The 15,752-nt window shown below is 48.5% G+C and carries 14 protein-coding genes; 9 read left to right on the top strand and 5 right to left on the bottom strand.

Annotated features, from left to right (window positions below; genetic code table 11):
- The first annotated feature begins 40 nt into the window (after window positions 1–40).
- Complete coding sequence (locus tag COV52_01405) at window positions 41–1,753, top strand: NAD-dependent malic enzyme (protein PIR11911.1); 1,713 nt, start codon at window positions 41–43, stop codon at window positions 1,751–1,753.
- 76 nt (window positions 1,754–1,829) lie between these two features.
- Here COV52_01405 and COV52_01400 read toward each other — a convergent pair whose 3' ends face one another.
- Window positions 1,830–2,243 (bottom strand): hypothetical protein, encoded by a 414-nt coding sequence (locus COV52_01400; protein ID PIR11910.1) that lies wholly within the window; start codon window positions 2,241–2,243, stop codon window positions 1,830–1,832.
- 294 nt (window positions 2,244–2,537) lie between these two features.
- Between COV52_01400 and COV52_01395 the strand changes: the two genes are divergently transcribed.
- From COV52_01395 to COV52_01380, 4 genes are read left to right on the top strand one after another with little or no spacing between them, the layout of a single operon-like run.
- On the top strand, window positions 2,538–3,458 hold the full coding sequence (locus tag COV52_01395) for a bifunctional riboflavin kinase/FMN adenylyltransferase (protein PIR11909.1): 921 nt from the start codon (window positions 2,538–2,540) through the stop codon (window positions 3,456–3,458).
- Window positions 3,451–6,228, top strand: coding sequence for an isoleucine--tRNA ligase (locus COV52_01390; protein ID PIR11908.1), 2,778 nt, complete (start codon window positions 3,451–3,453; stop codon window positions 6,226–6,228). The genes COV52_01395 and COV52_01390 overlap by 8 nt, the downstream gene beginning before the upstream one ends.
- Window positions 6,221–6,685, top strand: a complete 465-nt coding sequence (locus COV52_01385) for a signal peptidase II (protein PIR11907.1) — start codon at window positions 6,221–6,223, stop codon at window positions 6,683–6,685. The genes COV52_01390 and COV52_01385 overlap by 8 nt, the downstream gene beginning before the upstream one ends.
- 41 nt (window positions 6,686–6,726) lie before the next feature.
- Window positions 6,727–7,167, top strand: a complete 441-nt coding sequence (locus COV52_01380; GenBank protein PIR11906.1) for a peptidylprolyl isomerase — start codon at window positions 6,727–6,729, stop codon at window positions 7,165–7,167.
- On the opposite strand, the gene COV52_01375 is transcribed toward COV52_01380, so the two are convergent.
- Entirely contained in the window at window positions 7,136–9,106 is a 1,971-nt protein-coding gene (locus COV52_01375; GenBank protein ID PIR11905.1) for a hypothetical protein, read from the bottom strand. The genes COV52_01380 and COV52_01375 overlap by 32 nt on opposite strands.
- 279 nt (window positions 9,107–9,385) lie before the next feature.
- On the opposite strand from COV52_01375, the gene COV52_01370 reads away from it, so the two are divergent.
- The 4 genes from COV52_01370 to COV52_01355 all read left to right on the top strand — a co-directional run bounded on the left by COV52_01370 (window position 9,386) and on the right by COV52_01355 (window position 12,774).
- A complete protein-coding gene (locus COV52_01370) occupies window positions 9,386–9,841 on the top strand; it encodes a cell division/cell wall cluster transcriptional repressor MraZ (protein PIR11904.1) in 456 nt (151 codons plus the stop codon).
- 1 nt (window position 9,842) lies between these two features.
- Complete coding sequence (locus COV52_01365) at window positions 9,843–10,757, top strand: 16S rRNA (cytosine(1402)-N(4))-methyltransferase (protein ID PIR11903.1); 915 nt, start codon at window positions 9,843–9,845, stop codon at window positions 10,755–10,757.
- Window positions 10,757–11,089, top strand: coding sequence for a cell division protein FtsL (ftsL, locus tag COV52_01360; GenBank protein PIR11902.1), 333 nt, complete (start codon window positions 10,757–10,759; stop codon window positions 11,087–11,089). Before COV52_01365 ends, ftsL begins: the two co-directional genes overlap by 1 nt.
- A 101-nt stretch (window positions 11,090–11,190) precedes the next feature.
- Window positions 11,191–12,774 carry a cell division protein gene (locus tag COV52_01355; GenBank protein PIR11941.1) on the top strand — a complete coding sequence of 528 codons (1,584 nt, stop codon included), beginning with the start codon at window positions 11,191–11,193 and terminating at the stop codon, window positions 12,772–12,774.
- Window positions 12,775–12,897: 123 nt separating this feature from the next.
- Here COV52_01355 and COV52_01350 read toward each other — a convergent pair whose 3' ends face one another.
- Genes COV52_01350 through COV52_01340 form a run of 3 tightly spaced genes read right to left on the bottom strand, consistent with a single transcriptional unit; the run spans window position 12,898 to window position 15,584 of the window.
- Window positions 12,898–13,449 (bottom strand): hypoxanthine-guanine phosphoribosyltransferase, encoded by a 552-nt coding sequence (locus COV52_01350; GenBank protein ID PIR11901.1) that lies wholly within the window; start codon window positions 13,447–13,449, stop codon window positions 12,898–12,900.
- A complete protein-coding gene (locus COV52_01345; GenBank protein ID PIR11900.1) occupies window positions 13,442–14,578 on the bottom strand; it encodes a mechanosensitive ion channel protein MscS in 1,137 nt (378 codons plus the stop codon). Before COV52_01345 ends, COV52_01350 begins: the two co-directional genes overlap by 8 nt.
- The gene (locus tag COV52_01340) at window positions 14,571–15,584 is read right to left on the bottom strand and encodes a beta-N-acetylhexosaminidase (GenBank protein ID PIR11899.1); all 1,014 of its coding nucleotides are present in this window, start codon (window positions 15,582–15,584) and stop codon (window positions 14,571–14,573) included. The genes COV52_01345 and COV52_01340 overlap by 8 nt, the downstream gene beginning before the upstream one ends.
- Window positions 15,585–15,752 lie beyond the last annotated feature (168 nt).

Genomic DNA, 15,752 nt, shown 5'->3' with positions numbered 1-15,752 from the left:
TTTGAATTTACAGGATACACTTTAGAATCACGGAGGATTTATGTTGCAGTTTAATTTGATTCGTAATGATGCGGGTGATATTACGCATGTTGAGCTTCACAAGGATATGGTGGGTAAGCGTTTGTTATCCGCGCCTAAGCTGAATAAGGGTAATGCTTTTACCTTAAAAGAGCGTGAAGCCTTGGGTTTGTTGGGTAAGTTGCCGGATGCTGTCGAAACCTTGCAAGAGCAGGTGGATCGTCATTATCAGCAATTTTCAGAAATCAAAACGGATTTGGCTAAAAATATTTATCTCAATCAGGTTCACGAAAAAAATGAAACCTTGTTCTATGCTTTGGTCGGCCAGCACCTAGAAGAAATGCTGCCGATTGTTTATACGCCAACGATTGGTGAAGCGGTTGAAAAATTTAGCCTAGAGATGCGAGTGCCTCGTGGTTTGTTTATCAGTTGCGAAAATAAAGATCGCATTGAAGAGATGCTCGATAATCGCGTGAACCCTGAAATTGATTTGATTTTAGTGACTGACGGTGAGGGCGTGCTCGGCATTGGTGATCAGGGCATAGGGGGTATGGATATCGCGATTGGTAAGCTTATGGTGTATACGCTTTGCGCAGGCATTAATCCGCACCGCGTGTTGCCCATTCAGCTGGATGTGGGCACGAATAATCAGAAGCTTTTAGATGATCCGATGTATTTGGGCTTGCGCCAAAAACGTATCACGGGTAAGGCTTATGATGATTTTATCGACAGTTTTGTGAAAGCGGTGATGAAAAAATTTCCTAAGGTGTATTTGCACTGGGAAGATTTCGGTCGCAGTAATGCACGCAAGAACTTGGAGCGCTGGCGCCCGCATTTACTCACCTTTAACGATGATATGCAGGGTACAGGTGCGACGGCCTTGGCCTGTGGTTTGTCAGCGATATTGGCCAAAGGCGAGGTGATGGCAGATCAGCGCATTGTGTTTTTTGGCGCGGGAACAGCCGGTTGCGGTATTGCTGATCAATACTGTGCGGCGATGATGCGTGAGGGTTTGTCGGAAGAAGAGGCCAGGGCGCGAATTTATTTGATCGATCGTCCGGGTTTGTTGGTTGACGGCATGGACGATATACAAGATTTCCAGGCCCCGTACGCAAAATCTCGTCAAGAGGTGGAGGCTTGGGGTGTGAGCAACTGGCAGTCAATTAGCTTACTGGAAGCGGTGCAGCACTCTAAGGCGACCATTTTGATTGGCGCATCGGGCGTGCACGGCGCATTCAGTGATGATGTGATTAACGCCATGGCGGCGAACAATGCTCACCCGATTATTTTCCCACTCTCAAATCCCACACCCTTGTCAGAGGCCGAGCCTAAACGCATACTCGAGTTATGCGATGGGAAAGCCATTGTGGCCACCGGCAGCCCGTTCGACGCTGTTAAAATGGGTGATCGCCTCATTCGTATTTCACAAAGCAATAATGCTTTTGTCTTTCCAGGCTTAGGTTTGGGCGCTATCGCGGTGAAAGCCAAACACATGACTGATAATATGATTTGGGCGGCTTGCCAAGCCTTAAGTGAATTATCGCCGGCGAGAAAAGACAAATCGGCCCCGGTCTTGCCGGACATTAACGATGCGCGTGATGTGAGTTTGCACATTGCCAAAGCCGTGGCTGAGCAAGCCATCAAAGATGGCGAGGCAGATGCGTGTGATGTGGATCACGCGATTCGTGTGGTGCGTTGGGAAGCGAAGTATTATCCGTATGCAGTTGTGCAGTGATTGTCTTGCGCAGCCTGGGTTGAAATTTTCCGGGATGATCGCCCGTGTTTGCTTTCCCTTTGACGATGCTGTTTGATTAATTGCTCGGTAGTGGGCAAAAATTCGTTAAGCCTTGGGCAGCACTGGCTTTGCAGACGTAATTACCGTCGCTATCTTGCTGCCAGGCGTTGCTTGGCATTTCCAAATTATGAATTTTACCCACTTGGCCGATTTCTGTGAGATTATCGCCTGTGGTGACGCCGGCGATAAAAATACTGATGATGACTATGCCACTGTCGGGTTTGTAAAGCATGCTGATGTTTTGGATATTGCCTGCTTGTAGATGTTGATTATGCAAGTACCATCCGGGTATAGAAACTTCCCAGTGATCTGTCTGGTAGCTGGGTAAAGGTGCAACCAGGTAGGCTGTGTGTAGAGGGCTGGCAAAGCTTGCTGTCGTCAAAGAAGCGAGTATCAAAGTCGAGAGTAATAGGGTTTGCAGTGTTTTCATAAACGGACCTCATTATTGTTTATTCTAGATGGTGTTGATGACTTCAGTGGTTTTTTCGACAAAAACAGTGAGTTGTAAAAAAGCTGATAAATGGATTTAAGCGTCTGCTGGTGGTTCGCTGAGAGTGTTGAGTAACACAGAAGTTGGACTAATTTTAGGCTTGGATCGACTTCAAGTCAACCCCGCTAGCTTTTTAATCAGGTAACGAGCCGAGGTTGGAATTTTTAGTCGCATAAATTGCGGGCTTGTGGGCTTGGCGGTATACTGTCGCCTTTTGACTGGGCGCGTTGAGTCATGCAGGTTTGCACTAAAATCGATCAAATCATAAGCAAAAACACGGCTGTGACGGTGGGTAATTTCGATGGCCTGCATTTAGGCCATCAACATTTGCTTGTGCATCTAGTGAGTGAGGCCAAAACGCGTAGTCTAGTGCCCACGGTGGTGATCTTTGAGCCGCAGCCTTTGGAAGTCTTTTTGCCGGACAAGGCACCAGCGCGTTTGTTAACCTTGGATGAAAAGACCGAGCAGCTTGAAAAGCTGGGCGTTGAATGCGTGGTGGTTTTACCCTTTTCACTGGAGATGGCCAAACAAACGGCGCAAGCCTTTATTGATGACTTCTTGGTGAAAAAATTAGGCACGCAGTATCTTTTGACCGGGCGGGATTTTCATTTTGGCGCAAACCGTGAAGGGAATGTCGCCTACTTACGAGAGCATGCACCTTTTGAGATTGCCGTGTTTGACGATCATGCTGTCAATGAAGCACGGGTGAGCAGCACCTTGGTGCGCGAGGCTTTGGCACGCGGTGATTTTGCACAAGCCAAGGCAATGTTGGGCCGAGCGTACACCATGCAAGGTGAGGTGGTGCGGGGTCAGCAACTGGGGCGAAAGCTTGGCTGCCCTACAGCGAATATTGCCCCGAATCGCTTGGTGTGTCCTTTGCGTGGTATTTATGTCACGCGTGTCTATGGCTTGCCCGAGTCGCCATTAATGGGCGCTGCAAGTATCGGTGTGCGGCCTGCGGTTGAAGGTGAGGGTGAGTGGCTGGAAGTGCACCTTTTGGATTTTGATCGTGATATTTATGGCAAGCATTTGATTGTGGAGTTTTTGCATAAGCTTCGTGATGAAGAGCATTTTAAGAGTTTAGAGGCATTAAAAACACAAATGGCGCAAGATGTGGCTGACACGCGCGCGTATTTTGAGGCAGAGCATGAGTAATTATAAAGACACATTGAATTTACCCCAAACACCGTTTCCCATGAAGGCGAATCTCGCACAACGTGAGCCACAGACCTTGGCGCATTGGCAGGCGATGGATTTGTATCGCCAAACACGTCATCAAGCCAAAGGCAAACCGCAGTTCATTTTGCACCATGGCCCACCGTACGCCAATGGTGCGATTCATTTAGGTCATGCTTTGAATATGGCCTTGAAAGATTTTGTGGTGAAATCCAAATTACTCAGCGGGTACGATGCACCCCTGGTGCCGGGCTGGGATTGTCACGGCTTACCGATTGAGCTTAACGTGGAGAAAAAGAAAGGTCGTGCGGGCCAGAAAATTTCACCGCGTGATTTTCGTTTAGCGTGTCGTGAGTATGCGGATAAGCAAATTGCCCTGCAAAAAATAGCGTTTGAGCGCTTGGGCGTATTGGCCGATTGGCAACAACCGTATCTAACCATGAGTTACCAGTACGAGGCCGACACGATTCGTGCTTTGAGTGTGATGGTGCAAAAAGGGCATTTGCAATCCGGTTTTAAACCCGTGCATTGGTGTTTGGATTGTGCTTCTGCTCTGGCGGAAGCAGAAGTGGAATACAAAGACAAAACCTCCACGCAAATTGATGTGCGTTTTGTCTTGGTTGAACCTGAGGCTTTGTTTTATAACATCGGTGCTAAAAGCGATAAAGCGCGCGTGTCCATTCCGATTTGGACAACCACGCCTTGGACACTGCCTGCCAATGAAGCCGTGTGCGTGCACGCAGAGTTGGATTATGTGCTGGTCGAATTTAATGATGAAGCGTTGATTGTCGCTGAAGATTTATTAAGCCATGTTATGCAGCGTTATGGTATCGATCACTACGAAGTGGTGCATCGCTTCAAAGGGCAGACGCTTGAAAATGTGCAGGCTCATCATCCCTTGTATGAAAAAATTGTGCCGATTATTTTAGGTGAACATGTCACGACAGAGGCGGGTACCGGTGCGGTGCACACGGCTCCCGGTCACGGTGAGGATGATTACCGTGTGGGTTTGCAATATGGTTTGTCGGTGAATAACCCCGTGAATGAAAACGGTGTGTACTATGATGATACGCCTTTGCTGGGCGGCCAGCATATTTTAAAAGCCAATGCGATGATTGTGGATTTGCTCAGAGAAAAGGGCGTGTTATTGCATGAAGACAAGCTCACGCATTCTTACCCGCATTGTTGGCGCCATAAATCAGCCTTATTGTTCCGTGCGACACCGCAATGGTTTATTAGCATGGAGAAAAAAGGCTTGCGTGCGGATGCGCTTAAGGCCATTAAAGGTGTGCGTTGGTTGCCAGAATCTGGTGAGAAACGTATTACCAGCATGATTGATGGTCGGCCTGATTGGTGTATTTCACGTCAACGTACCTGGGGTGTGCCGATTGCGGTGTTTGCGCATAAGCAAACGGGTGAGTTGCATCCCAATACGGCAGAACTTATGGAACGTGCGGCGAAGCTCGTAGAGAAATCGGGTGTGCAAGCCTGGTATGACATTGATGTCAATGAATGGCTAGGCTGCGATGCTGAGCACTACGAGGCCGTGCAAGATATTTTAGATGTGTGGTTTGATTCGGGTTCGTCACATTTTGCCGTTTTGGATCGTCGTGATGAGCTGCGACGTCCCGCAGATTTATATTTAGAAGGTAGCGACCAACATCGTGGTTGGTTTCAAACTTCATTATTAACGTCTTGTGCGATGCATGGCGAGGCGCCGTATAAGGCCGTGTTAACGCATGGTTTCACGGTGGATGCGCAAGGCCACAAAATGTCAAAATCACAAGGTAACGGCATTGACCCGCAAGACGTATTTAAACAATTGGGTGCCGATGTGTTGCGTTTGTGGGTCGCGTCAACGGATTTCCGTTTTGATATGGCGGTTTCGCATGAGATTTTAAATCGCACATCGGACAGTTATCGCCGACTTCGTAACACGGCGCGTTTCTTGTTATCGAATTTGCATGATTTTGATCCTGCGCAATCTGTGCATGAGAAAGACATGGTTGAGCTTGATCGTTGGTTGTTGCAAAAAACGCGTGAAACACAGGCCGAAATTATCGAGGCTTACGATAGCTATCAGTTTCATAGAGTGCAAAAAGCGTTAATGCAATTTTGTTCGATTGATTTGGGTAGCTTCTATTTGGATATTATCAAAGATCGCCAATACACGGGTAAAACGGAGGGACTGCCGCGTCGTTCTGCGCAAACCGCGATGTACCACGCGCTTGAAGCTTTGGTGCGCTGGTTAGCGCCAGTGTTAAGTTTTACCGCTGAAGAAATCTGGCAATACATTCCCGGTGAGCGAACAACGTCAGTTTTTTTGTCTGAGTGGTATGCGGATATTCCGGCAAGCCACGAAGTGGATATGACGGAGTGGGTCTTGATTAAAACCGTCCGCGATCGCGTGAATAAAGCCATCGAACAGGCTCGCGCAGACGGTGTGGTGGGTTCCAGTTTGGAAGCTAAAGTGACTATCGTTGCGGATAATACCGTGTTTAAACAACTGTCGCGTATACAAGACGAATTGCGTTTTGTGTTGATCACCTCAGGCTGTGAGCTAAAAAAAGCGGCTGGTGAGTCGCTCGAAGAGGGGGTGTCGATCACGGTTGAAGCCTGCGCTGAGAAAAAATGTGAGCGCTGCTGGCATCGCACAGAAGATGTGGGTTTCAGTGAGGCATATGTTGATATTTGCTTGCGGTGTGTGAGCAATATTGCAGGTGAAGGTGAGGTGCGTCACTATGCCTAAAGGCAAATCAGGCTGGTTTACGCTTTCTTTATTGGTACTGCTGCTTGATATTGTTTCTAAAGCCTACATTAAAGCACATTGGCTGTTTGGCTTACCGTATCGTGTCACTTCATTTCTTAATATCACTTTGGTGTATAACCGTGGCGCGGCCTTCAGTTTTCTCAATAGCGCTAATGGTTGGCAGCAGTGGTTGTTTTCTTTGTTGGCGATTGCCGTATCCGTGGTGTTGCTGATTTGCTTGTATCGTATGCCGCCTAAAAAAACGTGGGCAGCCTGTGGTGCAGCTTTAATTATTGCTGGCGCAATCGGTAATTTGATCAGCCGCTTGTATTACGGCTATGTTATCGACTTTATTGATCTGCATGTGGCTGGCTGGCATTGGCCCGCGTTTAATGTGGCCGATAGCGCCATTTGTATTGGCGTGCTCTGTTTATTGATGGATACGTTTAGGAAATAAATTTTTTTTTTGCGCTCGGAATTTTAAAGAAAGGTAACGGTATGAAAATTAAACTCGACTCCACAGTGACGATGCACTACACGCTTCGTTTAGAAGATGGCTCAGTTGCCGATAGCTCAAAACATTACGAGACTCCGGCCACAGTCAAGATGGATGATGGTACTTTGCAGCCTGCCTTGGTAGAACGTTTACAGGGTTTGGAAGCGGGCGCGAAAGAGCGCTTTTTGATTAAAGCGATGGATGCGTTTGGTGAGCATGATGGTCGCGGTGTGATGACGCTACCTAAAGATCGCTTTGGTGACGCTGAGCTTGAAGTGGGTGTGATTTTTGAATTTGAACAGCCGCAAGGCGAGCCTTTAAATGGCATAATACGTGCGATTGAGGGTGAGCAAGTCACCGTGGATTTTAATCATCCCCTGGCCGGGCATGATATTATTTTTGAAGTGGAAATTATTGCGATTGACCCGGGGGTGGTGGGCTAGGCGCTCCTGCGTCTGCTTTTGCTCCTGCGTCTGCTTCTGCTTCTGCTGGTTGGGGAGAGGTGCTTGTGGCGGAATGATCGTAAACGCCAGGCGCTCGCTGTTGCGCAGCGGCTGTTGCTGAATCTGGCTGCGTTGGACCGGCTGTTTCGCCTGTCCGTTGCTCATCTGCTGCTGTTGCTGAATCTGTCGCTAGCCGCGGGCTCGCTGGACTGGCTGTTGTTGCTGCTGTTGCTAAATAAGCAGGCCCAGCTTGATCAGCAAGCAAGGGAGTGCTCTCATCTGCTTGGCTAGATTCAGACACCGGCGTTGCTACTCTGTTTTTAGCTGCTTGTTTTCGTTTTTCAGATGCTTGTTTTCGTTTTTCGTGGGCTGATTTAATGGCTAGAGCAGGTAAGGCCAGTAATAATAGTGGGCCGGCGAGTATGCATGCAAATACGCGACCGACGCGCTTCATGGCGTTGATAAATTTTTGTCGACGCGTTAAGGGCTTGCCATTGTCTGCCAACGTTGGCCCAGGTTTGAAGGCGCTGGCCAAGGTTGACGTCCACCAGCGTGCCATGCGTGACATCACGGTGCTGCCGACCAATGCTTTGCCTGCTTGAATAATGGCTTTGTCGATTAAGGCGTGTTGCTGCTTGGGCGATAAGGCTTGCCAATGATCACCATAGCGCGCTTTAACATTCTCTATGGCCTGGTTTTTCAAAGGGCCTTCAAGTTTTTCATTGGCGCGTTTGGCTAACCAATCGTGATAACTTGAGTGCATCCAGCTGACAACGGCCGTCACCACTTTGAAGGCGGTCACCGCAGAGGCGACTAGCACCCCGATAGGGATGAGGCCTGGAATAGAGGCGATGGTAAAACCAGCAGCCCAACCAAGTTTAATGAAACTGTCGAGCACGTTTTTGCCGACTTTGCCTCGTTGTTGATTGAGTAAGGTGTTGACGAGTTGTTTTTCTTTAGGAGTTAGCGATACTGGCTCGGTTTTGTATCGTGTGAGTATTTCGTGCTGCAGGGTCAGTCTGCGCAGTCGTTCAAGATCACCGCGCGTTTCAAGCGGTATGTCCATTTTTAAGTAAATATCGATGAGTTTTACTTTCTCTTCAGAGGATTTGATATTAAATGCATCCTTAAAATAAAGCGCGGATAATCTTTCACCACTACCCTTTCGATCAGCCAATAAGCCGTTAAGCGTGGATTTTCGGATGCTTCGGCCTAAATTAGCCAGCGAGCGGCCTGCGGCAACGACCATGGTTAGCGCAAATGCGCCTGGGACGAGTATGGTTAAAATAGGTGCAGTGGCAACAAGGCCTGCAATGGTCACAGCGCCTAGGGCTGCGCCCGCAACAGCGCCAACCACACCGAAGGCAAGGTTGTTGCGTCGTTTTTTAGGCGAAGTTTTAGCCGCGCGATAACGCGTCGCGTCATCGGCTAGCCCGGCAAATGCGAGCAGCATATCGATGAGGTTCCACCCAGCACCCACGCTTGTTACAGTCAAGGGGCTAACGCTTGAGGGTTTGAGAACACTTGCCGTATCCACCCCAGCACCCGCACGAAAGGCAATATCAGAAGCTGCCTCTGCACTCGTTAGCAGTCGCGCGGTAGAGGAGCGCGCTTGTTCGCTCTGAAGCGCTTCAGCTTTAGCTTCTTCGTCTTTTTTAGCTTTCAGTGCGTACGCCCAACGTTGCTCGATGGTCTCAAGCTCACGCCGGCATCGTCGACGAGCGAGCCAGCCGCGGGCGCTGTTTAGCTTGTTTTGTCCCGTCTGTTTTGCCTTCTCAGATTGTTCCTGTAGCGTGGCCGCGGTGGACGCCTCAACAAGCCAAGGTGCGATATGTAAGTCTTTCTGAGTATCAAGTAAATAGGTTTTAAGCTCCGGAATTTGAGCCTCAACTGCTTCTTGCGCTTGGCTTGTTGAAGGGGTGTTACTATCTGGGGGCATATCGTTTCTTGTCGCTTTTCTTTAGTGTCTCATTATAAAGCACTTTTGTAATTATTCAGCAAAAATGACAAATTTTTGGTGAATACTTGCGCACTCTTTCTATTGCCTAGTTTTTGCTCGCTAAGTTAGCAAGTTTTTCGATTTTTTGCTCAATCTCGTCAATTTTGAGTGTCGTATTAGCCTTTGGGGCGAATTATAGAAAAAAGTGGAGATATTTGGTGAATTGTGGGAATTTGTGCTAGACTCGTTTCGAGTGAAGGCACATGTGGGGAGAGGAACATGTTTCGCGGCATTAACGCCATTAATCTCGACGAGAAGGGACGCGCGGCGATCCCCAGGCGTTACCGCGAGCGCCTTCATGATCAAGCTCGTGGCCAATTAGTCGTCACTATCGAAACTGAAAGTCGCTGTTTATTGCTGTACCCCATGGCAACCTGGGAAATCATCGAAGCGAAAATTGAAGCGTTGCCGAGCTTCAATAAAGCAGCTCGCCGTATTCAACGTTTGTTATTAGGTCATGCCACGGAAGTGGAAATGGACCGCCAAGGCCGAATTCTGTTACCCCAGTTATTGCGCGATTACGCGAGTATCGATCGTAAGGCCATTTTATTGGGGCAAGGTAAAAAGTTTGAAATTTGGGATGAAGCGGTTTGGCAAAGTCAGCGCGAAGATTGGCTATCTGAGAGAGGAAGCGCTGACGACTTGCCAACGCAATTAGACGATTTGGCGTTGTGATATGCATAAGCCGGTATTGCTCGATGAAACGCTAACCGGACTATTGATCTCACCCAGTGGTGTTTATATCGATGCCACGTTTGGGCGGGGCGGGCATAGCCACGGTGTGCGAGAAGGGCTTATGGATGGTCGCTTAATCGTGATCGATAAAGACCCCGAGGCCATCGCCACAGCCAAAGAGCGTTACGAGCACGATCCTCAGGTGAGTATTCACCATGGCTCGTTTGCTGAGATTAAGCGGATCGCCAACAGCGAAGGCATATTGGGCCGCGTTGATGGGATCATGATGGATTTGGGGGTTTCGTCACCTCAGCTCGATGTGGCGGAACGAGGCTTTAGTTTTTTACGTGATGGACCGCTAGACATGCGTATGAACACTACCACAGGCCAAACGGCAAAAGAATACCTTGAAGCGGTTGAAGAAGCCGAGCTTGCGCGCGTATTGAAAGACTACGGCGAAGAGCGTTTTGCAAGGCGTTTGGCGAATGTTATTAAAGCAAATATAGATTCACTGCAAACGACAAAAGCGTTAGCAGATTTGGTCGAAAAAACCATCCCCACGCGCGAGTTCAAAAAACACCCAGCCACACGCACTTTTCAAGCCTTGCGTATTGCGGTGAATAACGAGCTGGATGATTTAGAAACCGTTTTACGTGACAGCATTGATTGCTTAAAGCCGGGTGGCCGTTTGTGTTGTATCAGTTTTCATTCTTTGGAGGATCGTATCGTGAAGCAATTCATGAAACGTGAAGCGACACCTCAGGCCTTGCCAGCGGGCTTGCCGATCAAAGAAGCCGATATTGAAAAAACACAACGTTTAATGCTGGTGGGCAAAGCCATTCGTGCCAGCGAATCCGAAGTTAAGTTGAACCCACGCGCGCGTAGCGCGACATTGAGAATAGCGGAGAAACTCTGATGAACGCGTATGTTAAATCCTTACAGCATCGAGCGATAAATTTAGGCTATTTATCCTTTTCACTGAGTCGTATGCAGTGGTTGGTTTTTGGTTTGGCGCTCATGGTGTTGGCCTCAGCTTTTTCCATGGTGTATGTTAAAGATATGAATCGTCGTTTAATGAGTGATATGCAAACGGCTCAAGCCGAATACGTTGCGCTTCACAGTCAATGGAGCCAATTACTGGTGAAAGAGGGGTCATTGGCTTCTCAAACGCATGTGGCAAGCCTTGCGACAAAAAACATGGGGATGGTGATGCCAAAACCCGGCAAGATTGTTATGATCTCTGCGTGAGACACAAACAACGACCTAGACGACCTATTCATTTCGAGCGCCGACGATTTTTAATTATCGCCGCTATTCTAGCCTTGGTGTTTTTTGCCGTTTTCGGGCGCATGGTGTATCTCACAGTCATCGAAAAAAATTTCCTGCAAAAGCAAGGTGATGTGCGTATGTTACGCACGGTCAATATCCCCGCCTACCGCGGTATGATTTTAGACCGAGAAGGCCAGCCTTTGGCGATGAGCGTGCCAGTCGATGCGATTTGGGTGAACCCGCAAGATTTTCCGGTCACTTGGAAAAATCTTTATCAGGTCGGCAAGATTATCGGTATTCCTGTCGAGACTCTTTCAAAAATTTTTCATAAAAATCGCAAACGCTATTTCGTGTATCTTAAACACGATGTGCCCGAAAAGGCTGCAAAAAAAATCGATGCGCTAGCCTTGCCGGGTATTTATTCTGAGCGTGAGTATCAGCGCCATTACCCCGCAGGCCAGGTCGATTCGCAAGTGATGGGTTACACCAATATTGATGATAAAGGTCAAGCGGGTTTGGAGCTTGCGTATAATCATTGGCTTGAGGGCGTGCCGGGTAAAAAACAAGTCTTAAAAGATCGTCTTGACCGTATTGTTGCGGTAGTTGATCAGGTTAAAGCCGCTAAACCCGGGCAGGATTTAACGCTCAGTATCAATCAGCGCATTCAATACTTGGCGTTTCGTGAATTGAAAAACACAGTTGAAAAATATCAGGCTAAAACTGGCTCGGTGGTTGTGCTGGACCCGCAGACTGGTGAAGTCTTGGCGATGGTGAATTACCCCAGTTTTGATCCGAATCAACCGTATGGCCCACCGTATGATCGTTATCGCAATCGCGCGGTGACGGATATTTACGAACCAGGCTCAACGATGAAGGCCTTTAGTATTGCGAATGCCTTGGAAATAGGCGGGTATACCCCCGACTCGAAAATAGATACTAATCCAGGCTGGATTAAAATTAATGGTAATACTGTGCGTGATGATGGTTTGGATTACGGTGTGATCACTGTGCGGCAAGTGTTGCAAAAGTCTTCAAATGTTGGTGTGGCAAAAATGACAATACATCTGCCTCCTGAGCATTTGATCAGCTTATTGCAACGCGTGGGTTTTGGTCGGCGCACCACAAGTGGCTTTCCAGGCGAAAGCCCGGGTATTTTGCATGATCGTGCGAATTGGCGCCCCTTTGAGCTCGCTACGCTGGCGTTTGGTTATGGTATCTCGATTACGCCATTACAGCTTGCCCAAGCCTACAGTGTGATTGCGAACGATGGTCAGCGTTGCCCAATCACGTTTTTAAAGCGCACACAACCGATTGAATGCGCGCAGGCCATGAAAGCCACTGTGGCCAAAGAAATGCAGCAAATGTTAACGTCTGTGGTACAGCCCGGTGGTACCGGACGACTGGCGATTGTGCCGGGTTATCATGTGGCGGGTAAAACGGGTACGGCGTACATTGCAAATGCGCACGGTTATAACAAGAAAAAACACATGTCATCGTTTGTGGGTATTGCGCCTGTATCAGATCCGCGCCTGGTAGTTGCGGTGGTGATTCGAGACCCTAAAGGCGAGCATTTTGGCGGTATTGTCGCAGCCCCTGTGTTTTCTAAAGTGATGGGCGGTGCTTTACGAATTTTAGACATCCCACCGGATGCACTGAAATCGTAGCCTGTATATGGATTGAACCTCGTCGCAGCGCAAGCGAAGACGGGTGATAATCCGGGTTTTCATTTCCTCGGGTTATTTCTCGCCGTAGCTGCTTCGCAGCAAAGGCGGATCAACTCAGGCTGCTCAAGTTTCTACCGCATAAATGCCGGGTTCATTACGTAAGAACTCTTGGTAATCCAGGCCGTAACCGTATAGAAATTTATCTTCCACATGCAAACCGGTGAAATCTGTTTTTTGAATACCGCCTTCTGAGCGCGGATGATCTTTGTCGATCAATGCGGCAGTGTAAACTTTTTTCGCGCCTTCTTCTTCGCAATACTTTACGCAAGCCGCGAGGGTTAAACCAGTGTCGAGAATGTCTTCAATGATCACGACCACTCGATCTTTGATGGATGCGCGAGGTTTGGCAATCCACTGCAAATCACGCCCTTCGATTTCACCGCGGTAACGTGTGGCATGAATATAATCAAATTGCGCGTCGAATTTGATACGTGTGGCTAACTGTCCAGCAAAAACCACGGCACCGTTCATCACTGTGAGAAAGAGTGGGGCTTGATCCGAAAGCACTTGAGCCATGTCATCGGCAACGCGTTGGATCGCAGCTTCAACTTCTTCGCGAGTGTGTAAACAGACGCCTCTGGCTTTTATATTATGGACGTCAGTTAAATCAACCATGGTGTGGGCTCCTTTCAGTTTGAGGGTTCTTCAAATAAAGCGTTTGTGTCGGGTAGGCGATGTTTGCGCCACAGTCTCTGACAATGTCTAATATTTTAAGTAAAACATCTTCTTGAATACGTTCAAAAGCGAGCCAGTCTATGGTTTTGGTGAAGCAGTAAATTTGAATATTGATCGAAGAGGGGCCGAATTCACTGACGCGTACAAACAAGGTTTGTGTGGTGTCGATTTCTTCATGTTTTCTGAGCATGTCTTCAATTCCATCGCGTACCAAAGAAATTTTGTCAGCGGATTCATAGCCTATACCCACAACCGTTTTGATCCGACGATTATGCATGCGTGAAGGGTTTTCAACCGTGATGGAAGAAAAAATGGCATTGGGAATATACAGCGGACGCTTGTCGAAGGTGCGCACTCGCGTTAATCGCCAGCCGATTTCTTCTACCGTGCCCTCGATGTTTCTATCGTTGGAGCGAATCCAGTCGCCGACGGAAAAGGGTCGGTCAGTGTAAATCATCAGTGCGCCAAAAAAATTAGCCAGCATCTCGCGTGCGGCAAGACCGGCAATTAAGGTACCGGCACCACCCAAGGCGATTAGGGCTGAAACTTTGACACCCGCAATTTGCAGGATAACCAACAGTGCTGCGCAGATAGTGACGATGCGTAGTAGGCGACTAACCGCAAAGGCGGTGGCTTTATCCAGCTTGCGCTTTTTGTGCTGATGACTGTGCTCGGGCGAGTGAACGAGTGTGTCTTCGAGTAGGCGAATAAAGCGCAATACAGCCCAGGTGAAGGCGGCTACAAGCACGACTTGGCGCAGTAAAGACATGGTGTCGGAGAAATTCTCGACGGCAGAAGCATTGAGTAAATCGCTGGCCGTACTAAACGTATAGGTGATACCCAGTGTCCAGATGATAAGCTGTAGCGGTTTGTGCACAGCGTAAAGAATCCGGTCACTTTTGGTTTTCTCGCTGGCTTTCAGTTTGGGGTAGACACGGTGGAATGTTAGCCCTTCAATGATGCTCAAAATCATGGTCATGAACAGGATGATGGCGCACTCAATGAGCGTGAGAATGGTCGGGGAAACCGATTGAATGTAATCGCTTAGATCAATAACGTGATTAGTCACTCGTGAGCTCGCTGATGGTTTTTTTCGCGTGTTGGTAGTTAGGATTTAACATCAGTTCATCATACGTGACTTGGCACCGGCCTTTCAAGGCTTGAGGGTTAAAATCTTCGCGTGGTGTGTAGTTTGGTGGGTTGGCGAGTGTTTCATGCACTGCGTCGCGGTTTTGACAAATCAATACCATATCGCTGCCAGCCTGTAAGGTGCGCTCCACGCGCTCGGCCATCGTGCCATCGTGGGCGGCTGCCATGGTCAGATCATCGCTGATGATGACACCTTTGAAGCCGAGTTGATCGCGCAAAATAGTACGTAGCCAGTGTGAAGAGTAAGTCACCAGGGTATTATCAATGTTCGTGAAGGTGATGTGTGCAGGCATGATCGCTGGCAGCTCGTGTTTGATCAGTTGTTCAAAAGGATAGAGTTCATCGGCCAGCTGCTCTAAGCTTCTGTCGTCAACCGGGTGTTCTAGGTGAGAATCGGGCGCAACACCGCCGTGCCCCGGAAAGTGTTTGCCCACCGCTATCGTGCCGGCTTGATACAGGCCGTGGCAGAAAATGGTGGCCAGTTCCGCGGCGATTTTTGGGTCTTTGTGAAAAGCGCGATTACCGATGACACTGCTGATGCCCAAGTCCAAATCTAGCACCGGTGCGAAGCTAAAATCGATCCCCACGCTCATGACTTCCTGGGCCATCAGCCACGCGCAAGTTTCAGTGAGTGCACGAGCTTGTTCAGGATTTTGATCATACAGATCGCCAAAGGTTCGCATGGGGGGTAGACGAGTAAAGCCGTTGCGTAGGCGTTGTACACGACCGCCTTCTTGGTCAACGCAGATAAAAAGATCGGGGCGTAGGGCTTTGATGCTGGCGCACAATTCGCTGACTTGTTTCGGCGATTCAATATTGTGTTTAAATAAAATGACGCCCCCGACCAAGGGATTGTCTAGAACCTGCTTGTCGTCGTCATTGAGTACGGTGCCAACGGGATCGATGATCAGTGATGAAGTGTGCATGGTTTAGCCTTGAAATTTCAAAAGGCTATATCTTATCAGCCCGCCTTCTGAACACAAGGGGGTGGGGGCGCAGGGCTGTCCCATTAAATCAGGAAACGTCCATTTTTGGTCGATCTTGGGCGGAAATTTTCTTCGAAATACTCATGTACTATCGTGTACACTGCGTTT

Source organism: Gammaproteobacteria bacterium CG11_big_fil_rev_8_21_14_0_20_46_22 (genome assembly GCA_002796245.1).
Classification (GTDB): Bacteria; Pseudomonadota; Gammaproteobacteria; order UBA12402; family UBA12402; genus 1-14-0-20-46-22.
Note: the sequence above shows the minus strand (reverse complement) of the source record. Positions and strands in the feature narration are given on the sequence as shown.